Source organism: Micromonospora sp. CA-259024, assembly GCF_050936255.1.
Taxonomy (GTDB): domain Bacteria; phylum Actinomycetota; class Actinomycetes; order Mycobacteriales; family Micromonosporaceae; genus Micromonospora.
Window position 1 is genome coordinate 4,248,242 of sequence record NZ_JBNJND010000001.1, and the last position, 20,056, is coordinate 4,268,297.

General features: G+C 71.7%; 16 protein-coding genes. 7 read left to right on the top strand and 9 right to left on the bottom strand.

Annotation, left to right across the window (positions count from 1 at the left end; genetic code table 11):
- Window positions 1–92: 92 nt before the first annotated feature.
- From ilvC to ACQEUX_RS18820, 4 genes are all read right to left on the bottom strand, one after another.
- Window positions 93–1,106 (bottom strand): ketol-acid reductoisomerase, encoded by a 1,014-nt coding sequence (ilvC, locus tag ACQEUX_RS18805; protein WP_112625850.1) that lies wholly within the window; start codon window positions 1,104–1,106, stop codon window positions 93–95.
- A 93-nt stretch (window positions 1,107–1,199) separates the two neighbouring features.
- On the bottom strand, window positions 1,200–1,715 hold the full coding sequence (gene ilvN, locus ACQEUX_RS18810) for an acetolactate synthase small subunit (RefSeq protein ID WP_433049202.1): 516 nt from the start codon (window positions 1,713–1,715) through the stop codon (window positions 1,200–1,202).
- Complete coding sequence (locus ACQEUX_RS18815) at window positions 1,715–3,598, bottom strand: acetolactate synthase large subunit (RefSeq protein ID WP_433049205.1); 1,884 nt, start codon at window positions 3,596–3,598, stop codon at window positions 1,715–1,717. The genes ilvN and ACQEUX_RS18815 overlap by 1 nt, the downstream gene beginning before the upstream one ends.
- 188 nt (window positions 3,599–3,786) lie before the next feature.
- Window positions 3,787–6,141, bottom strand: a complete 2,355-nt coding sequence (locus tag ACQEUX_RS18820) for a putative bifunctional diguanylate cyclase/phosphodiesterase (protein ID WP_433049978.1) — start codon at window positions 6,139–6,141, stop codon at window positions 3,787–3,789.
- A gap of 129 nt (window positions 6,142–6,270) precedes the next feature.
- On the opposite strand from ACQEUX_RS18820, the gene ilvD reads away from it, so the two are divergent.
- Complete coding sequence (gene ilvD / locus ACQEUX_RS18825; protein ID WP_433049208.1) at window positions 6,271–8,118, top strand: dihydroxy-acid dehydratase; 1,848 nt, start codon at window positions 6,271–6,273, stop codon at window positions 8,116–8,118.
- A 57-nt stretch (window positions 8,119–8,175) separates the two neighbouring features.
- Here ilvD and ACQEUX_RS18830 read toward each other — a convergent pair whose 3' ends face one another.
- The 3 genes from ACQEUX_RS18830 to ACQEUX_RS18840 all read right to left on the bottom strand — a co-directional run bounded on the left by ACQEUX_RS18830 (window position 8,176) and on the right by ACQEUX_RS18840 (window position 11,517).
- Window positions 8,176–9,867 carry a SulP family inorganic anion transporter gene (locus tag ACQEUX_RS18830; protein ID WP_433049211.1) on the bottom strand — a complete coding sequence of 564 codons (1,692 nt, stop codon included), beginning with the start codon at window positions 9,865–9,867 and terminating at the stop codon, window positions 8,176–8,178.
- Window positions 9,864–10,202 carry an ArsR/SmtB family transcription factor gene (locus ACQEUX_RS18835; protein ID WP_433049214.1) on the bottom strand — a complete coding sequence of 113 codons (339 nt, stop codon included), beginning with the start codon at window positions 10,200–10,202 and terminating at the stop codon, window positions 9,864–9,866. The genes ACQEUX_RS18830 and ACQEUX_RS18835 overlap by 4 nt, the downstream gene beginning before the upstream one ends.
- 115 nt (window positions 10,203–10,317) lie before the next feature.
- Window positions 10,318–11,517 carry an ROK family transcriptional regulator gene (locus tag ACQEUX_RS18840; protein WP_433049217.1) on the bottom strand — a complete coding sequence of 400 codons (1,200 nt, stop codon included), beginning with the start codon at window positions 11,515–11,517 and terminating at the stop codon, window positions 10,318–10,320.
- Window positions 11,518–11,680: 163 nt separating this feature from the next.
- Here ACQEUX_RS18840 and ACQEUX_RS18845 point away from each other — a divergent pair, with 163 nt between their 5' ends.
- From ACQEUX_RS18845 to ACQEUX_RS18870, 6 genes are read left to right on the top strand one after another with little or no spacing between them, the layout of a single operon-like run.
- Window positions 11,681–12,409: an amino acid ABC transporter ATP-binding protein gene (locus tag ACQEUX_RS18845; protein WP_433049981.1), complete on the top strand. Its 729-nt coding sequence runs from the start codon at window positions 11,681–11,683 to the stop codon at window positions 12,407–12,409.
- A gap of 19 nt (window positions 12,410–12,428) precedes the next feature.
- Complete coding sequence (locus ACQEUX_RS18850) at window positions 12,429–13,397, top strand: glutamate ABC transporter substrate-binding protein (RefSeq protein ID WP_433049220.1); 969 nt, start codon at window positions 12,429–12,431, stop codon at window positions 13,395–13,397.
- A 16-nt stretch (window positions 13,398–13,413) separates the two neighbouring features.
- Window positions 13,414–14,058, top strand: coding sequence for an amino acid ABC transporter permease (locus ACQEUX_RS18855; protein ID WP_433049223.1), 645 nt, complete (start codon window positions 13,414–13,416; stop codon window positions 14,056–14,058).
- The gene (locus ACQEUX_RS18860) at window positions 14,055–14,924 is read left to right on the top strand and encodes an amino acid ABC transporter permease (protein ID WP_433049226.1); all 870 of its coding nucleotides are present in this window, start codon (window positions 14,055–14,057) and stop codon (window positions 14,922–14,924) included. Before ACQEUX_RS18855 ends, ACQEUX_RS18860 begins: the two co-directional genes overlap by 4 nt.
- Window positions 14,921–15,958 carry an asparaginase gene (locus ACQEUX_RS18865; RefSeq protein WP_433049229.1) on the top strand — a complete coding sequence of 346 codons (1,038 nt, stop codon included), beginning with the start codon at window positions 14,921–14,923 and terminating at the stop codon, window positions 15,956–15,958. Before ACQEUX_RS18860 ends, ACQEUX_RS18865 begins: the two co-directional genes overlap by 4 nt.
- Window positions 15,955–16,698, top strand: coding sequence for a copper homeostasis protein CutC (locus tag ACQEUX_RS18870; RefSeq protein ID WP_433049232.1), 744 nt, complete (start codon window positions 15,955–15,957; stop codon window positions 16,696–16,698). The genes ACQEUX_RS18865 and ACQEUX_RS18870 overlap by 4 nt, the downstream gene beginning before the upstream one ends.
- A gap of 103 nt (window positions 16,699–16,801) precedes the next feature.
- Here ACQEUX_RS18870 and ACQEUX_RS18875 read toward each other — a convergent pair whose 3' ends face one another.
- Window positions 16,802–17,347: a hypothetical protein gene (locus ACQEUX_RS18875; RefSeq protein WP_433049235.1), complete on the bottom strand. Its 546-nt coding sequence runs from the start codon at window positions 17,345–17,347 to the stop codon at window positions 16,802–16,804.
- A gap of 214 nt (window positions 17,348–17,561) precedes the next feature.
- Window positions 17,562–20,015 (bottom strand): glycoside hydrolase family 2 protein, encoded by a 2,454-nt coding sequence (locus ACQEUX_RS18880; RefSeq protein WP_433049238.1) that lies wholly within the window; start codon window positions 20,013–20,015, stop codon window positions 17,562–17,564.
- Window positions 20,016–20,056: the final 41 nt, after the last annotated feature.

Here is a 20,056-nt window from a genome sequence, read left to right on the forward strand (position 1 = left end):
AGCCTGGGCAGCGCTCCGGCCGACGGCCGGCGACCCGCGCCGGGGAGAGCGCCGGGTCACCGGCCGCCAGTGGACCGTTTCGGGTTGGACGGTCAGGCGGTCTCGGTGATCGGGCGGTCGACCCAGCTCATCATGCCGCGCAGCTTCTTGCCGGTCTCCTCGATCGGGTGCGCCGCGCCCTCGGCCTGCCACTTGGTGAAGTTGGGCCGGCCGGCCTCGTCCTCGGCGACCCACTCGCGGGCGAACTCGCCGGACTGGATCTCACCCAGGATCTTGCGCATCTCGTCCTTGACCCGGGAGTCGATGATGCGCGAGCCACGGGAGAGATCGCCGTACTCGGCGGTGTCGGAGATGCTGTAGCGCATCTTCGCGATGCCGCCCTCGTACATGAGGTCGACGATCAGCTTCAGCTCGTGCAGGCACTCGAAGTAGGCGACCTCCGGGGCGTAGCCCGCCTCGGTGAGCACCTCGAACCCGGTCTGCACCAGCGCCGAGGCGCCGCCGCAGAGCACCGCCTGCTCGCCGAAGAGGTCGGTCTCGGTCTCCTCGGTGAAGGTGGTCTTGATCGCGCCCGCGCGGGTGCCGCCGATCCCCTTGGCGTACGCGAGGGCGAGCGCGAGCGCGTTGCCACTGGCGTCCTGCTCGACGGCGACGAGACAGGGCACGCCCTTGCCGTCGCTGTACTGGCGGCGGACCAGGTGGCCGGGGCCCTTGGGCGCGACCATCGCGACGTCCACCTCAGCCGGCGGCTTGATCAGGCCGTACCGGATGTTGAAGCCGTGGCCGAAGAAGATCGCCTTGCCGGGGGCGAGGTGCGGGGCGATCGACTCCGCGTAGATCCCGCGCTGGGCGGTGTCCGGCGCGAGCACCATGATCACGTCGGCCTCGGCGGCGGCCTGCGCCGGCGTGACAACCCGCAGGCCCTGCTCCTCGGCCTTGGGACGGCTCTTCGAGCCCTCCGGCAGACCGATCACCACGTCGACGCCGGAGTCCCGCAGCGACAGCGCGTGGGCGTGGCCCTGGCTGCCGTAACCGATCACCGCGACCTTCTTGGCCTGGATCAGGCCGAGGTCGGCATCGTCGTCGTAGTACACCTCAACGCTCATGAGAACTTCCCTTTCGTACGACGACCGGGGCGGCCCGTCGTGGTCTGTGCGGATGGATTCCGGGACGGCCCGCCAGGGCCGACCGGCGGCAGGTCAGGCGGCCCGCAGCGCGGGACCGGCGGCGATCGAACGCGAGCCGCGCCCGATGGCCACCAGCCCGGACTGGACCATTTCCTTGATGCCGAAGGGCTCGAGATCGCGCAGCAGCGCGTCGAGTTTGTCCGGGGTGCCGGTGGCCTCGATGGTCAGCGTGTCGGGTGCGACGTCCACCACCCGGGCGCGGAACAGGTTGACGGTCTCCAGCACCTGGGACCGCGCGGACCGGTCGGCGCGCACCTTCACCAGCAGCAACTCCCGGGCGACCGACACCTGCGGATCCAGCTCAACGATCTTGAGTACGTTGACCAGTTTGTTGAGTTGCTTGGTGACCTGCTCCAACGGCGACGACTCCGCGTTGACCACGATGGTGATCCGGGAGACGTCCGGGTTCTCGGTCTCACCCACGGCGAGGCTGTCGATGTTGAACCCGCGCCGGGAGAACAGGCCGGAGACGCGGGCGAGCACGCCGGGCTTGTTCTCCACGAGCACGGACAGAGTGTGCATGGTCATTAAATGTCATCCTCGTCGAAGACCGGGCGGACGCCGCGGGCGAACATGATCTCGTCGTTGCTGGTGCCGGCCGCGACCATCGGCCAGACCATGGCGTCCTTGCCGACCACGAAGTCGATCACCACCGGGGCGTCGTTGATCTCCATGGCGGCGGCGATGGTCTTGTCCACGTCGTCCGCGTTCTCGCAGCGCAGCCCGACGCAGCCCAGGGCCTCGGCGAGCTTGACGAAATCCGGAATGCGGTGCTTGTGGGTGCCGAGTTCGGTGTTGGAGTAGCGCTCGTTGTAGAAGAGCGTCTGCCACTGCCGGACCATGCCGAGATTGCCGTTGTTGATGACGGCGATCTTGACCGGGATGCCCTCCAACGCGCAGGTGGCCAGCTCCTGGTTGGTCATCTGGAAGCAGCCGTCACCGTCGACCGCCCAGACCACCGCGTCCGGCTTGCCGACCTTGGCGCCCATCGCCGCCGGCACCGCGTAGCCCATCGTGCCGAGGCCACCGGAGTTCAACCAGGTGTACGGCTTCTCGTAGGAGATGAACTGGGACGCCCACATCTGGTGCTGCCCCACCCCGGCCACGAAGATCGCGTCGGGGCCGACGATCTCGCCCAGGCGCTTGATCACGTACTGCGGGGAGAGCGTGCCGTCCGCCGGCTCGTCGTAGCCCAGCGGGTAGCGGTTGCGCAGGTCGTCCAGCTGGGTCCACCAGTCACCCAGGTCGGTGCTGCGCCCCGCCGACCGCTCGACGGTCACCGCGGCGATCAACTCGTCGATGACGTGCTTGGCGTCTCCCACGATCGGCACGTCCACGTGCCGGTTCTTGCCGATCTCGGCGGGGTCGATGTCCGCGTGCACCACTGTCGCGTCCGGGGCGAACGAGTCCAGCTTGCCGGTCACCCGGTCGTCGAACCGCGCACCCAGGGCGACGATCAGATCCGCCTTCTGCAGACCGTAGACCGCGGCGACCGTGCCGTGCATGCCGGGCATGCCCAGGTGCTGCTGATGCGAGTCGGGAAAAGCGCCCAGCGCCATCAGCGTGGTGACGACCGGGATGCCGGTCAGCTCGGCCAGCTGGCGCAGCCCGTCGGTGGCGCCGGCCTTGAGCACCCCGCCGCCCACGTAGAGCACCGGCCGGCGGGCGGCGGTCATCAGCCGCGCCGCCTCCCGGATCTGCTTGCCGTGCGGGTGCAGGGTGGGCCGGTAGCCGGGCAGGTCGAGGGTGGGCGGCCAGGCGAAGGTGGTCGGTGCCTGGAGCACGTCCTTGGGGATGTCGACCAGCACCGGGCCGGGTCGGCCGCTGCTGGCCAGGTGGAATGCCTCGGCCAGCACCTGCGGGATCTCCTCGGCGTTCTGGACGAGGAAGTTGTGCTTGGTGATCGGCAGGGTGATGCCCTGGATGTCCGCCTCCTGGAAGGCGTCGGTGCCGATCGACGGGCGGGCCACCTGCCCGGTGATCGCCACCATCGCCACCGAGTCCATGTACGCGTCGGCGATCGGGGTGACCAGGTTCGTCGCGCCCGGGCCGGAGGTGGCCATGCAGACGCCGACCTTGCCGGTGGCCTGCGCGTACCCGGTCGCCGCGTGTCCCGCGCCCTGCTCGTGCCGGACCAGGATGTGCCGGACGGTGGAGTCGTAGAGCGGGTCGTACGCCGGCAGGATCGCGCCGCCCGGAATGCCGAAGACGACGTCGACACCGAGCGCCTCAAGGGACCGCACGAGCGAGCCGGCCCCGGAGACCTCGACCGGGGCGGAGGGCCGTACCACCGGGACGGCCGGGGTGGCCGCGGCACGCGCGGCGGTCGAGTCGACGTCGGCGGTCGGGTCGGCGGCCGCGCGGGCCCGCCGGGCGGTGTGGGCGAGGGTCTCGGGCGTGGGTCTCGTCATGACGGATCTGGCCTTCGGCTGGAGTGGCTGGTGGCTAGTCAAGCGATGCGACGCGGGCGTGGCCCGCCCCGCCAGGTTCCGACGGCAATAAAAACGGCCCTCGTGCAGATGCACGGGGCCAGCGCACTCTCGATGAGGGAGAGTGCGCTCAGGTAAGTACTCGCAGCGACCGGTACGACGACATGCGGCTAAGCCTGACGCATCTCACGCGATGAGTCAACTGATCCCACATGTTGGTTAACGGAGGTCGGCGCGTCGGCCTGCGACGCGCCATCGGCAGGTGGGTTGAGCTGCCCGGACCCGCCCGAGCCCCGGCGTGGCACGGGCAACGGAGCAGGCCGCGCGCCCGGTGAGGTCGCCGCCTCCAGCATCGCCTCCAGGTGCTCGGCCGGCACCCCCCAGCCGAAGAGTGCGCCCTGGCCGAACCGGCAGCCGGCGGCCACCACCGCGGCCAACTCGGTCGGGGTGGTCACCCCCTCGGCGATCACCTCCAGGCCCAGTTGGTGGCCCAGTCGCATGACGATGTCGACCATCGGCGCGAACGCCGGGCCGTCCTTGCCCACCGGCCGGACCGGCTCGTGCTCGGCGACCAGACTGTGGTCGATCTTCAGGATGTCGATCGGCAGCCGGCGCAACTGCCCCAGCGACGAGTAGCCCGCCCCGAAGTCGTCCAACGCGATCCGGACGCCGGTCAACCGCAGCGCGGTCAACCGCCGGATCAGCTCGTCCAGGTCGGTGGCGACCGCGTGCTCGGTGACCTCCAGCACCAGCCGCTGCGGCGGCACGTGATGGGCGCGCAGCGCCTCGGCGACCTGGACCACGTACTCCGGGGCGTGCAGCTCGCGCGGGGAGACGTTGACCGACACCCAGACGTCGTGCCCGTCCGCCAGCCAACGGGAGAGCTGGTAGCAGGCCTGATGAAGCACCCAGGCGCCGAGCGGGGCGATCATGCCGCACTCCTCGGCGAGCGGGATGAACTCGTCCGGACGGACATTGCCCAGCTCGGGGTGGTGCCAGCGGAGCAGCGCCTCGGCGCCGACCGGCCGCACCGACGGCAACGACGCCACCGGCTGGAACGCCAACCGCAGCTCGTCGCGGTCGATGGCCCCGCGCAGCTCGTGCTCCACCGTGGTACGCCGGCGCAGCAACTGGTCGTACGCGGCGTCGTACCGCTCGATCCGGTTCTTGCCGCGCTGCTTGGCGTAGCGCAGTGCCAGGTCGGCGTGACGCAGCAGCAGCTCAACGTCCGGCTCGTCGGCCCAGCCGGCCACCCCGATGCTCACCGACAGGAAGACCGCCCCCTCCTGCTGGTCGTACGGCCGGTTGAGCACCCCGAGCAACCGTTCGGCGACGCGGTCCGCCTCGGCGGCCCGGCCCTGCATGAGCACGGCGAACTCGTCGCCGCCCAGCCGGGCGGCCAGGTCGCCGGGGCGCAGGTTGCCGCGCAGCCGCCGGCCCACCTCGGCCAGCACGGCGTCGCCCACGTCGTGGCCGCGCATGTCGTTGACGTTCTTGAAGCCGTCCAGGTCGAGACCGAGCAGGACGGCCGGATTGCCCGCCGCGGCGCTCTGACGCAGCGCGCGGAGCAGCCCGCGCCGGTTGGCCAGCGACGTCAGCGGATCGGTGTGCGCCAGCTCGCGGAAGTGCGCCTCCCGTTCGGCCAGGCGACCCGCGTACCCCCGGACGTCGCGGAGGGTGAGGTATTGCCGTGCCACCAGGGCGAAGCCCTCCACGCTGCCGGCCACGATGCCCGCCGCGGTGAACCGGCCGTCCTGGGCGAGGTGGTACATCGCCGAGGCGGCCATCGCCAGCATCGGCGCGATCGCGTACTCGCCGTCGCGACCGATCAGGTCCAGTTCGACCTGCCCGGGCCGGTCGGCCCGGTGCAGCGCGAGCGCGACGGTCAGCAGGCCGGCGGCGAGCACCGCCGCGCCGGTCAGCGCCATGGTCGGCCCGGTCTGGCAGAGCCCGGCGCTGAGGCCCAGACCGCCGCAGGCCACCGCGCTGATGCCGGTGCCCAGCACGGCGAGCCGCCGACGTGGGGCGGCGGCCCGGAAGATGACGATGACAGCGAGCCCGGCACCGAGCGCGGCACTCACGGTGGCCACCAGGATCGCCGGGCAGGCCATCGGGGTGGCGACGCCGAGCAACTGGGTGGGCTCGGAGAAGAACACCCAGCCGACGAACCACAGCGCGGCCGCCATGACCAACCCGTCCAGGGCGAGCCGGGCCGTTCCCGCCGCGGTGGCGGCCACCCCGGGCAGCCGGAGCAGACCGGCGGCGAAGGCCAGCCCGCTCACCGCCGTGCCGATCGCCACCACGGTCGCCCAACCCGTACGCTGCCCCTGCTCGTGGGCCCAGTGGTCGTTCGCGCTGAGCGCGGCGCCCACCCCGACCAGTAGGCTGAGCAGGGCGCCCCCGGCAGCGGCTGCGAGCAGCACGTGTGCCGGCCGGCGGGGCCCCGTGCGCCGCCTGGCGACCACGGTCAGCAGCACGGCGGCCACAGCGGCGACGAGCCCGCTGAGCGCCGCGACAGCGACCATGCCCGGGGGGAGATGCACGCCCCCAAGAGTGCCGGATGCGCGCGCCCCGTGGGGGGCTGGGTGTGCATCTGTTGGGACACGGCGCACACACGGGAGGGCCGGTGTGGCGGCGGTGTCATGCTGGTAGGTATGCCTGAGCTGCGGTCGAGGACCTCCACACACGGTCGGACGATGGCGGGTGCCCGGGCCCTCTGGCGGGCCACCGGGATGACCGACGACGATTTCGGTAAGCCGATCGTCGCCATCGCCAACAGTTTCACCCAGTTCGTGCCGGGTCACGTACACCTCAAGGACATGGGTGGCCTGGTCGCCGACGCGGTCGCCGAGGCCGGCGGGGTGGGGCGGGAGTTCAACACCATCGCGGTCGACGACGGCATCGCGATGGGCCACGGCGGCATGCTCTACTCGCTGCCCAGCCGGGAGCTGATCGCCGACGCGGTGGAGTACATGGTCAACGCGCACTGCGCGGACGCCCTGGTCTGCATCTCCAACTGCGACAAGATCACCCCGGGGATGCTGCTGGCCGCGTTGCGGCTCAACATCCCGACCGTCTTCGTCTCCGGTGGCCCTATGGAGGCCGGCAAGACGATGGCGATCGAGGGGGTCGTGCACAGCAAGATCGACCTGATCGACGCGATGATCGCCTCCTCGAACGAGGCGGTCACCGACGAGCAACTCGGCGAGATCGAGCGCTCCGCCTGCCCGACCTGCGGCTCGTGCTCCGGCATGTTCACCGCCAACTCGATGAACTGCCTCACCGAGGCGATCGGGCTGGCGCTGCCCGGCAACGGTTCGACGCTGGCCACCCACGCCGCACGCCGGTCGCTCTTCGTCGAGGCCGGCCGCACCGTCGTGGAGATCGCCAAGCGCTGGTACGACGGCGACGACGACTCGGTGCTGCCCCGTACGGTCGCCTCCAAGGCCGCGTTCGAGAACGCGGTGGCGCTGGACGTGGCGATGGGCGGATCCACCAACACGGTGCTGCACCTGCTCGCCGCCGCCCGCGAGGCGGAGATGGACTTCGGCGTCGCCGACATCGACGCGATCTCCCGGCGGGTGCCGTGCCTGGCCAAGGTCGCGCCGAACTCGCCGATGTACCACATGGAGGACGTGCACCGGGCCGGCGGCATCCCCGCGATCCTCGGCGAGTTGGACCGGGCCGGGCAGCTCAACCGGGACGTGCACGCCGTGCACTCCCCCTCGCTGGCGCAGTGGCTGACCGACTGGGACGTGCGCGGGGGTTCGCCGACACCGACGGCGGTCGAGCTGTTCCACGCCGCGCCGGGCGGGGTGCGCACCACCGAGCCGTTCTCCACCACCAACCGGTGGTCGTCGCTGGACACCGACGCGGCCGGCGGCTGCATCCGGGACCGCGAGCACGCGTACTCCGCCGACGGCGGGCTGGCCATCCTGCACGGCAACCTGGCACCGGACGGCAGCGTGGTGAAGACTGCCGGTGTGCCGGACGACTGCCTGACCTTCCGCGGCCCGGCGAAGGTCTACGAGTCGCAGGACGACGCGGTGACCGCGATCCTCGCCAAGCAGGTGGTCGCCGGGGACGTCGTGGTGATCCGGTACGAGGGGCCCAAGGGCGGCCCCGGCATGCAGGAGATGCTCTACCCCACCTCGTTCCTCAAGGGGCGCGGGCTGGGTCGCTCCTGTGCGCTGCTCACCGATGGCCGCTTCTCCGGCGGCACCTCGGGGCTCTCCATCGGGCACGTCTCCCCCGAGGCGGCCTCCGGCGGCCTGATCGCCCTGGTCCGTGACGGCGACGAGATCGTCATCGACATCCCGAGCCGCTCGATCGAGTTGAACGTGCCCTCCGACGAGCTGGAGGCGCGACGGGTCGCCGAGGAGAAGCGCGACAAGCCGTACACCCCGACCAACCGTGAGCGGCCGGTGTCGGCGGCGCTGCGCGCGTACGCCTCGATGGCCACCTCGGCCAGCGACGGCGCCTACCGCCGCGTCCCGGAGTAACCAACGAGTCCCGGACCCCGCCGCGCCTCTGTCGGTGCGGCGGGCCGCCGTACCCGCTCAATCGGCGGGTACGGCGGCCGGGCGGCCCGCCGCAGCGAGCGCGACCGCGCGGGCGTGCCGGATGGCGGCCGGGGTGTCCGGGAAGAGCAACTCCTCGCGGCGCAGGTCGTCAGCTACTCCGAGGGTGGCGAGCACCTGGTCGTGGGCGGGGGTGATCCCGGAGAGCAGGACGGTGATCCCGCGTCCACGCAACCGCCGGATCGCGTCACCGAGGACGTGCGCGCCGGTGGCGTCCATGGTGGTCACCCGGGACATCCGCAGGATGACCACTCGAACGTCGGCGACCTCGGAGAGTTCGAGCAGGAACGTGTGCGCCGCGGCGAAGAAGAGCGGCCCGTCCAGCCGGTACGCGACGATGTGTTCGGTGAGCAGCGCGTGCTCCTCGGCGCTGTGTTCCCCGTGGTCGAGGGGTACCTGTTCCAGCCGGGCGCTACGGGCCACCGCGCGCAGGGCGAGCACCACGGCGACCGCGACACCGACCGCGACGGCGGTGACCAGGTCCCAGATCACGGTGACGGCGAAGGTGAGCACCAGCACGACGGCGTCGCCCCGGGTGGCGCGGGCCAGCGCCCACAGTGAGCCGGCCTCCACCATCCGGACAGTGGTGGCCAGCAGCACGCCGGCCAGGGCGGCGAGGGGGATCCGACCGACCAGCGGCGCGGCGGCCAGCACGATCGCGGCGAGGGCGACGGCGTGGGTGAGGGCTGCCAGCTTCGAGGCCGCGCCCGCGCGGACGTTCACGGCCGTACGGGCGATGGCGGCGGTCGCCGGAATGCCACCGAAGACCGGGGCGGCGAGGTTGGCCAGCCCTTGACCGAAGAGTTCCCGGTCCGGGTCGTGCTGCTCGCCGACGGTCATGCCGTCGGCGACGGTGGCGGAGAGCAGGCTCTCCAAGGCGGCGAGCGCGGCGACCGCGAGCGCACTGGGTAGCAGCACGCCGAGCGCGCCGAGGTCGAGGAAGCCGAGGGACGGCGCGGGCAGGCCCTGCGGCAACGCGCCGATCCGGACCAGGTCGACCGGGACGATCTCGGCCAGGACGGTGGCGGCCCCGACACCGAGAAGCGAGAACGGCAGGCCGGGTCGCCACCGGGCACCCAACAGCATCAGCGCCGCGACGGCGAGGGCCACCGCGAGCGCGGCTGGCTTCGGGTGTACGACGAAGCGGGCGACCGCGTCGGCGGCGACGGCCCAGACCTTCTCGCCGTGCGCGTCGGTGACGCCGAGCGCGGCGGGCACCTGTTGCAGTGCGATGACCACGGCGATGCCGGCGGTGAATCCCTCCAGCACCGGGGTGGGCAGGTAGCGGACATACCGGCCCAGGCGAGCCACGGCGAGCGCGATCAGCACCAGGCCGGCCATCGCCCCGACCATGAGCACCCCGGTGGCTCCGACGTGCTGCACCACCGGCACCAGCACCACGGTCATCGCCCCGGTCGGCCCGGAGACCTGGAGGTTGGAGCCGCCGAAGACAGCGGCCACCGCGCCGGCGATCACGGCGGTGATCAGCCCGGCCTGGGCGCCCAAGCCGGAGGTGACGCCAAACGCCAGGGCCAGCGGCAGCGCCACCACCGCCACGGTGAGCCCGGCCAGCAGGTCCCGGCGCGGTGAGCGGCGGACGGCAAACCAGTCGGCCGGGCCCGGCAGCAGACCGAGGATCCGGTCGCGGGCGACGAGGAGAGCGCCGCTCACCGGTCCCCGCTCGTCGCGCGCAGCTCGTCGAGGAGGGCGTCCCGGTCGGTCAGGACCGCGCCGAGGATCCGCCGACCGGCGGCCAGCAGGTCAGCCACGTCCGGGGTGCTGAGCGCGTACATGACGAGAGGGCCGTCACGGTGTGAGGTGACCATCCCGGCGCGGCGCAGGACGGCGAGTTGCTGAGAGAGGTTGGACGCCTCGACCTCGATCGCGACGAGCAGGTCCCGGACAGGCTTCGGGCCGTCCTGGAGCAGCTCCAGCACCCGAATGCGTACCGGGTGCCCGAGGGTGCGGAACAACTCCGCCTTGGCCTGGTACAGCGGCACCGACATGAGCAGCCTCCCGATCGATACGAAGACTTTATCACTTGAAGAAATCTTCAAGTAGGTGTCCGCAAAAAGCGGCCCGGGTCGTCGTCCCGGGCCGCCGCGCTCAGTCGGATGTCGCCTACGCCTGTCGTCCACCTGCCGCTACGACGTGGTCGATCACCAGGTGGGCGGCGCCGGTGATGCCGACGTCCTGGCCGGCGGCGACCCGCTCGATGAGCAGGGTCTGGGTGGCCAGTGGCAGGCACCGCTCGTAGAGGGTGGCCCGCATGCTGGCCAGCAGAGGTTCACAGTCGGCGAGTCGGCCGCCGATGGCCACCACCTGCGGGTTGAAGAAGTTGACCACGACGGCCAGGATCTCGCCGATGGCCCGGCCGGCCTGCCGGGCGAGCGCCGTGGCATGGCGGTCGCCGTCGTCGATCAGGCGGATGACCCCGGTCAGGTCGGAGACCGGCACCCCTTGGTCGCGTAGCGCGGTGACCAGGGCGGCGCCGCTGGCCACCGCCTCCAGGCAGCCGGCATTGCCGCAGCTGCACGCCGGCGCGGGGTCAGCCACCACCCGGCAGTGACTGATGTCCCCGGCCGACCCCTGTGCACCCCGGTGCAACCGTCCACTGGAGATCACGCCGGAGCCGATCCCGGTGCCGGCCTTGATGTAGACCGCGTGATCCAGCTCGGGATGCGCCGTGCGGTGCGCACCGAGCGCCATCAGGTTGGCGTCGTTGTCCACGATGACCGGCACCGCGACCCGGCCGGCGCAGAACGCGGCGACGTCGAAGCCGTTCCAGCCGGGCATCCGGGACGGGCTGACGATCCGCCCGGTGGCGTGCTGCACCGGGCCGGGGATCCCGATGCCGATGCCACGTAGCGCGCCCACCGCCGCGCCGCCGGCCGCTTCCGGGTCCGGTCCGGTGGGTGCGCCCGCCAGCGCCGTCACCTCCGCCAGCAGCGCGCCGAGCACCTCTTCCGGGCCGTCCTCGATGCGTACCGGCAGGGTGCGGGCCTGGACCACCCGCCCGGAGAGATCCAGTGTGCCGACGCGGGCGTGATGCGCACCGAGGTCGATGGCGCCGACCACGGCGCCGCCGGTGGGTACGGCGAGTTGGCGGGGGCGTCGTCCACCCCGGGACCGCCCGGCGCCGGTCTCCTCCAACAACCCCTGGCTGATCAACGCCTCGACCCGCTGGGAGACGGTCGAGGGGGAGAGCCCGGAGAGCCGGGACAGGTCGGCACGACTGACGGCCGCTCCGGTGGCCACCCAACGCAGCAGCTCCCGGGGGCCGCCCCGGAGGGCTTCGCGTGGCGCGTCGTCAATCGTCACGACAGCTGTCTAGCACCCGCAGTTTGTTCAAGCAACCTGTTGACTTAGTTTGCTGTCTACCTTTAGATGACGCTGTTGGTTCGATATGAAGCTTACTTAGTTTTGTGGTCGAAGAAAGTAGGTGCGACTGGTGGCACCGGAGACGACGGATGCGGCCCGACCGATGGTGTCGGTACGCGGCCTGCACAAGTGGTTCGGTCCGCTGCACGTACTCAAGGACATCGACCTCACGGTGGCCGCCGGCGAGGTGGTCGTCGTGGTGGGGCCGTCCGGCTCCGGCAAGTCGACCCTGTGCCGCTGCCTCAATCGGCTGGAGACGGCCGGGCAGGGCAGCATCGAGATCGACGGTGAGCCGCTGCCGGCCGAGGGCCGCGCGCTGGCCCGGCTGCGCGCCGACGTCGGCATGGTCTTCCAGTCCTTCAACCTCTTCGGGCACAAGACGGTGCTGGACAACATCACCCTCGGCCCCACCCGGGTCCGCAGGATCGCGCGGCCCGAGGCACGGCAGCAGGCGATGGCCCTGCTGGAACGCGTCGGCATCGCCGACAAGGCGAACCACCACCCGGCCCAACTCTCCGGTGGGCAGCAGCAGCGCGCGGCGATCGCCCGGGCACTGGCGATGCAGCCGAAAGTGCTGCTCTTCGACGAGCCGACCTCGGCCCTCGACCCGGAGATGGTCAACGAGGTGCTCGACGTGATGGTCTCCCTCGCCGCCGAGGGGATGACCATGATCGTGGTCACCCACGAGATGGGCTTCGCCCGCCGCGCCGCCGACCGGGTGGTCTTCATGGACGACGGCCGCATCGTCGAATCCGGTGCCCCCGACGACTTCTTCGCGGCTCCGCGCACCGAGCGGGCCCGCGACTTCCTGTCCAAGATCCTCCAGCACTAACCCCCAACGGGAGGGTGTCATGTCAATCCTCAAGATGAGCTTCACCGGGCGGCGCTCGCTCGCCCTCACCGCCACCGCGGTGGCGGTTGCCCTCGCCGCGACCGGCTGCGGCGGTGACGGCGGCAGCGGGGCCCCGACGCTGCCCGGCAACCCCGGCCTGGGCGGCGACGGCGTGGTCGCCCAGTCGGTGTACGACGCCGCCCCGGTCGCCACCGACGCGGACATCCCGGCCGGTTCCACCATGGAAGCGATCCGCAAGCGCGGCTACCTGACCGTCGGCGGATCCCTGGACGCGCCGCTGCTCTCCCAGCAGAACCCGGTCAGCGGCACCATCGAGGGCTTCGACGCCGACATGGCGAAGTTGCTGGCGAAATACATCATCGGCAAGCCCGAGGTGAAGACGACGACCATCGGCACCCAGACCCGGGAGGCCATGCTCCAGGCCAAGTCGGTGGACGCGGTCTTCCAGACGTACACCATCACCCCGCAGCGGGCCACGCAGGTCGCCTTCGCCGGGCCATACCTCACCTCCGGCCTGGCGGTCGGGGTCCGCAAGGACGACACCTCGATCAAGAGCGTCCAGGACCTCGCCGGCAAGACCGTCATCGTCGGGGCGAACACCCCGGCCGTCACCGCGCTGCCCTCCGCCGCCCCCGGCTCGAAGCAGATCGCCTTCGGCACCGACCCGCAGGCGCTTCAGGCGCTGCTCCAGAAGCGCGGCGACGCGTACGTGCAGGACTTCACGCTGCTCGCCTCGGGCGCCAAGGCGAACCCGGGGATGAAGGTGGTCGGCGAACCGTTCACCACGGAGGCGTACGGCATCGGCCTCAACCGGGAGGACACGCAGTTCAAGGAGTTCGTCAACAACTGGCTGAAGAAGATCCAGGCCGACGGCACGTGGGCGAAGGTCTGGGAGGGCACCCTCGGCTCGGTGGTGGAGGGCGGGGCGCCCACCCCGCCCGCCCTCGGTTCCGCCGACGGCTCCTGAGCAGCCCTCCGTACCGATGGACGCCCTCACCGCCCACCTGAGCGAGCTCGGCCACGGCCTGGTCACGACGGTCGAACTGACCGTCGTGACCACCGTCGGCGCGATGCTGCTGGGCATCGTCGTAGCCACCCTGCGGATCGCCCCCGTCCCGCTGCTGCGCGCCATCGGCACGGCGTACGTCGAGGTGTTCCAGAACCTGCCGCTGCTGGCCCTCCTGGTGCTCTTCGTCTTCGCGCTGCCGACCATCGGCATCACGTTCCCGCTGTTCACGTCCGCCGCGATCGTCATCGCCGTCTACGAGGGGGCGTACCTGGCGGAGGCGATCCGGGCCGGGATCAACACGGTCGGCGTGGGCCAGGCGGAGGCCGCCCGGGCCATCGGGCTCACCTTCGGCCAGTCCCTGCGGCACGTGATCCTGCCGCAGGGACTGCGGGCGGTGATCCAGCCGATCGGCAACATCTGCATCGCGCTGCTGATGAACACCTCGCTGGCCGCCGCCGTCGGGGTGGTCGAGCTGACCCAGGCGGCCAACAACGTGAACCTCGTCGAGGCTCAGCCGATCGCCGTCTTCACCGGCGCGGGTCTCGCCTACATGCTGCTGGCACTGGTCATCGGTCAGGTCACCGGCGTGCTCGAACGAAGGCTGGCGATCGTCCGATGAACCAGACGCAACAGATCCTCTTCGACGAGCCCGGCCCCCGGGCCCGGCGGCGGATCCGGATCGCCACGGTGCTGGGCGCCGTTCTCCTGGCCGGCGCCCTCGTCGCGGCCGTGTACCAGTTCGCCAGCCACGGCGAGCTGGCCGCCGCCCGGTGGGAGCCGTTCACCACCTGGCCGATCTGGCGGTACCTGCTCAACGGGCTGTGGGCGACGGTGCGTGCGGCCGCCGCGACCGCCGTGCTCAGCGCCGCGCTCGGGTTGCTGCTGGCACTCGGCCGGCTGTCGGCGTACCGGGCGCTACGGTGGCTGGCCGGCGCGTACGTGGAGATCTTCCGGACCGTCCCCACCCTGCTGCTGATCTACGTGACGCTGTTCGCGCTGCCGCAGTACGGAATGAACTTCCCGCTGTTCTGGAAGCTCGTGGTGCCGCTGGTGGTCTCCAACTCGGCGGCGTTCGCGGAGATCTTCCGGTCCGGCATCCTGGCGCTGGACCGTGGACAGACCGAGGCCGGCCTCGCCGTCGGGCTGCGCCGCGGGCAGGTGATGGCGCTGGTGGTGCTGCCGCAGGCACTGCTCCAGCTCACCCCGTCCTTGGTCAGCCAGCTGGTCGGGCTGCTCAAGGACACCTCGCTCGGCTTCGTGGTCAGCTACACCGAGCTGCTCTACAGCGGGCAGGTGCTCTCCTCGTACACCCACCTGCTGATCCAGACGTTCCTGGTGGTGGCGCTGATCTACCTGGTGGTCAACGCCTCGCTGTCGAAGTTCGCCCGCGTCCTCCAGGCCCGCAACGGCCGCTTCGGCGGCCGACGTGGACGACGAAACGCGGACCTGCCCCCACCACTCATCGAAGGGAACAGCACCCGGTGACCATTGCCCGATATGCCGAACTGGCCCGGGTCGTCCGTAACGGCTTCGTCGAGAGCAGGCACCACGGCAGCGTCGTCGTGCTCGCCCCGGACGGCGAGGTCGTCCTCGCCGCCGGCGTACCCGACGAGCCGGTGCTCCCCCGCTCCACCCTCAAGCCGGTGCAGGCGTTGGCCTGCCGGATCGCGGCGGCCCCCGGTCCGGACGGCGTCGACCCGCTGACCGGCCCGGCGCTGGCCCTCGCCGCCGGCAGCCACACGGGCGACGACCGTCACGTCGAGGTGGTCCGGGTGATGCTGGCCGGCGCCGGCCTGACCGAGGACGCGCTCGGTTGCCCGGTGGACTGGCCGGAGGACGAGCCGACCCGGGACCGGCTGATCCGTGCCGGCGGGCAGCGCGACCGGATCCGGATGAACTGCTCCGGCAAGCACGCCGCGATGCTGGTCGCCTGCGTCGCCCGGTCCTGGAGCACACACGACTACCTCGACCCCGATCACCCGCTTCAGCGGGAGACCGCCGCGACCGTCGCCCGGCTGGCCGGAACACCCATCGCGCACCGCGCGGTCGACGGCTGCGGCGCGCCACTGTTCGGTCTGCCGCTGACCGGCCTGGCCCGCACGTTCCAGGCGTTGGTCACCGCGCCCGCCGGGACCGACGAGGCGCTGGTCGCGCAGGCCATGCGCCAACACCCGGAGTACGTGGGCGGGTGGCACGGGCACCCGAACACCGACCTGATGCGGGCGCTACCCGGCGTGCTCGCCAAGGGCGGGGCCGAGGGCGTGCTCGCGCTGGCCACCCCGGACGGGCACGCCGTGGCGGTGAAGGCGATCGACGGGTCGCCCCGCGCCACCACCGTCATCGCGCTCGCCGCGCTCGACGCCGTGGGCGTACCGGTCGGTGGGGCCGACGCGCTGCGCCGGGTGCCGGTGCTCGGCGGCGGCGAACCGGTCGGCGCCGTCACCGCCGCCATCGATTGGACCGCGGCATCGTCTCGCACCGAGCCGGCATCGTCTCGCACCGAAAAGGAAGAGTCATGAGCACATTCGAGATCTGCATCGACAGCGTCGAGGGGGCGGTAGCCGCCGAGGAGGCCGGCGCCGACCGGGTGGAGCTGTGTTCCGCGCTCTTCGACGGTGGGCTGACCCCCAGCCTGGGCACCATCGAGACGACCCTGCGCGCCGTCACCCGGATCCGGGTGCATGTGATCGTTCGGCCCCGGGCCGGCGACTTCATCTACTCGCCGTTCGAGATCGAGGCGATGGAGCGGGATGTGCGGGCCGCGGTCGCGGCGGGCGCCCACGGCATCGTGATCGGCGCGCTGACCGCCGAGGGTGACGTCGACGTGCCGACCACCCGTCGCCTGATCACCGCCGCTGGCGACGCCAGCATCACCTTCCACCGCGCGTTCGACATGACCCGCGACCCGCACGCGGCGCTGGAGCAGCTGATCGAGTTGGGCGTGCACCGGGTGCTCACGTCGGGCCAGGAGGTCAGCGTGCTGGAGGGCGCTCCGCTCATCGCCGACCTGGTCCGCCGGGCCGCCGGACGGATCGTCATCATGCCGGGTGGCGGCATCACCCCGCGCAACATCGTCCGGATCGTCGAGGCGACCGGCGCCGACGAGTACCACTTCGCGGCCCTGGTCAGCTCGGACAGCCCGGCCGTGCACCGCAACCCGGCACCGCTGATGGGTGGCAGCCTGAGCCGGCCCGAGTACGAGCGGTCGGGCACCTCCAGGGCCCTGGTCGGCCAGGTGCTCGCCGCCGCCCGGTCCTGAACACCGCGCGCTGCTGACCAGCGGTGGACCTGGAGGGATGTCCCTTCAGGTCCACCGCTCGCGCCGTTACCGGGCCGGTCCAGCCGTGCCGCGCCCGATCCACCTACCCGGTGGCGAGGTTGATGGCCACACCGATCGGAATGGACGCCGCGAGCCCCGCGACCAACCACCACAGCTGCTCCCGCCGGGCGGTCCGCTGCGCCGACTGAATCACACTCTGGACCTGGGTCAGCGTGCTCGCCACCATCGTCAGGTCCCTGGCGCCACCGGCCGACTCTTCCGTGACCGATCGCCGCAGGACCGCCCGACGGACCCGGCTGGTCGGCGACACCGTCAGCTGATGCCTGCGGACCCGCCGCGAGGCCAACACCACCGACTCGGGATCCCCGTTGTCAACGGCGCCGCGGTAGGCATCGTCGTCCTCGGGCTCCGAAATATCGACGGGTACGCCGACCCGGTTCAGGCGGGGCCAGCGCCGTGCCCAACGGACCTCGAACCACCACAGGCCGCCGCCGGCGGCGAGCAGCACGAGGTTGGCGACGATCGCGACGATCGCCCACCGGCCGGTGAGAAGGAAACCGACGGCGCCCGCCGGGATGGCCGCCAGGATGAGTGCCTTCGCCGTCGCCGTGCCGCTGATCCTCCGCATGCCTGTCAGTGAACCGCTCGCGCCCGGCCCGCAGGGCCTTTGCTATCCGCTATGCGACACCGGCGGCCCGCGTAGTCCCGGTCCTGGCACGCGATCGACGGACCCGCTCAAGCGTGATACCTCAGAGGTATGAAAATGCCGCTGAGGTATCACGCTCATCCGACTGCTTGCTCCGGCAGAGGCGACCGGCGGCCGCGAGTTCCGGGGGGCGACGCTAGCTCTTCACCAGGTCGTTCACGCAGCGCAGCACCGGTCGGGCGGTCAGCAGGGCTGGGTCCAACGCCGCGTCGGCGCGCACCGTGAGGGTCACCGACTCGCCGGGCAGCAGGGTGACCAGTGCCTCGTCCACCTCGGCAGACGGGTCCAGCCGGTCCGGGTAGAGGGTCAGGTCGCGCAGCACCGTGCGCGCGGTGACCCGGACCCGCTGCCCACCGTCGACCGGCTCGACCGTCGCGTCCCAGGCCGCCGCCGGCCAGTCCACGTCCCGGTCCTCGGCGAAGAACCAGAGCGCCCGCTCGGCGCTCTCCCCCGCCTCGGCGACAAGCAGCTCCCGCCGGGCCTCCTCCGGCCGAGCCAGCTCCGCCGGCAGCGCCAGCGTCACCGCCGAGTACGCGGGGACCGCCACCTCCACCGTCGTCTTCGCCCGGGGCTCACCCGCGAGGGTCAGCCGGGTCACCGAGGCCGTCGCCCGCCAGGGCGTACCGGCGTCGTTGACCGCGACCAGGGCCAGCCCGGCAGCCCGGGGCTGCACGGTGAGCAGCCGGTCGGCGTACGCGTGGCGCAGCGCGTACCACAGCGGTTTGCGACGGCCGTCGCCGTCGACGGCCGACCAGGAGGTGACCGGCCAGCAGTCATTGAGCTGCCAGACGATGGTGCCGGCGCAGACGTCCCGGTGCGAGCGGAAGTGCTCCACCCCCAGCTGGATCGCGCGGGCCTGGTTGAGCTGCGTCAGGAAGTGCCAGTCGTCGAAGTCGGCCGGGCGGGGCAGGTGGGCGTCCAGGCCCCGCTGGAGCTTGGCGTCGCCGCCGGCCGCCTTCTGGTGGTGCGCCATGCCCGGCGAGTCGGGCGCCAGGGGCTCGTCGCTCAGCGCCCGACGCAGGGTCGCGTACGCCGGTGGGCCCTGGTAGCCGAACTCGGCGACGAAGCGCGGCACGTACTCCCGGTATTTCGTGTAGTCGTCGGTGTTCCACACGTCCCAGATGTGCGTGGTGCCGTGCGCCGGGTCGTTGGGGTGGATCGCCTCGGTGCCCGACCAGGGGCTGCCCGGCCAGTACGGGCGGGTCGGGTCCAGCCCACCGACGATGCGCGGCAGAACCTCCAGGTAGTAGCCGCGGCCCCAGGTGCGCCCGGCCAGCGGTGCCTGCCAGTCCCAGTCGTGCCAGCCCCAGATGTTCTCGTTGTTGCCGGTCCAGAGCACCAGCGACGGGTGCGGTGCCAGCCGGATCACCTGCTCGGCGGCCTCGGCGGCCACCTCGCTGCCGAACGGCTCCTCCTCCGGATACGCGGCGCAGGCGAACAGGAAGTCCTGCTGGACCAGCAGCCCGCGCTCGTCGGCGAGGTCGTAGAAGTCCTCCGACTCGTACCGGCCACCGCCCCAGACCCGCAGCAGGTTGGTGTTCGCATCGCCCGCCTGGTCGAAGCGCCCGGCCAGCCGTTCCCGGGTGATCCGGGTGGGGAACACGTCGTCCGGGATCCAGTTGACCCCCCGTACGAGGACCGGGACGTCGTTGACCGACAACGCGAACGGGGTGCCGTGCTCGTCGGGGGTGGTGTCCAGTCGGACCGAGCGGAAGCCGACCTGCCGGGACCAGGTGTCCAGGGTGTCGCCCTCCGGCGCGTGCAGGGTCACCTCCAGCGGGTGGCGCGCCTGCTCGCCGTACCCCCGGGGCCACCAGAGCGCGGGCTCGCGGACGGCGAGGTTCAGCACGGCCGCGCGTTGCCCGGCCGGGACGACGATCTCGGCGCGGGCACCGGCGACGGTGGCCCGGACGGTCAACGGGACGTCCGCGACCCGCTCGACCTCGACGTGTACCTCGACCCGACCGTCGCGGCCGGCGAGGGTGACCAGCGGGCGGACGGTGGCGAGCCGGGCAGTGGACCAGGCGTGCAGGCCGATCTCCTGCCAGATGCCGGCGGTGACCAGCGTCGGGCCCCAGTCCCAGCCGAAGTTGCAGGCCATCTTGCGGATGAAGTGGAACGGCTCCGGGTAGGCGTTGGGCCGGTCGCCGAGCCGCTCCTGCTGCGCCTCGGCGTAGCGGTAGGCGGAGTCGAACGTCACCACCAGGTCGTTGTCGCCGTCGCGCAGCAGCGAGCGGACGTCGAACCGGTAGCTCCGGTGCATGTTCTCGGTGCGGCCGACCTCGACGCCGTTGACGGTGAGGGTGGCGACGGTGTCCAGGCCGGCGCAGACCAGGTCGACCCGGTCGTGCTCGCCCACCGTTCGCCGGAAGCTCGTCCGGTAGCTCCAGTCGGTGCGCCCGATCCAGGCCAGTGCCAGCTCGTTGTCGTCGAGGTACGGATCGGGAATCAGCCCGGCGTCGAGCAGGTCGGTGTGGACGCAACCGGGCACGGTCGCCGGCACCACCCGCCCGGCGATGTCGGCGGGCACCTGCGCTCCGGGTGCCGCCCGCAGGGTCCAACCGTCGTAGAGTGCCTGTCGGCTCACCATTGCACCGCACCTTCCGCATCGAAAGACGTTTACTGAACCGG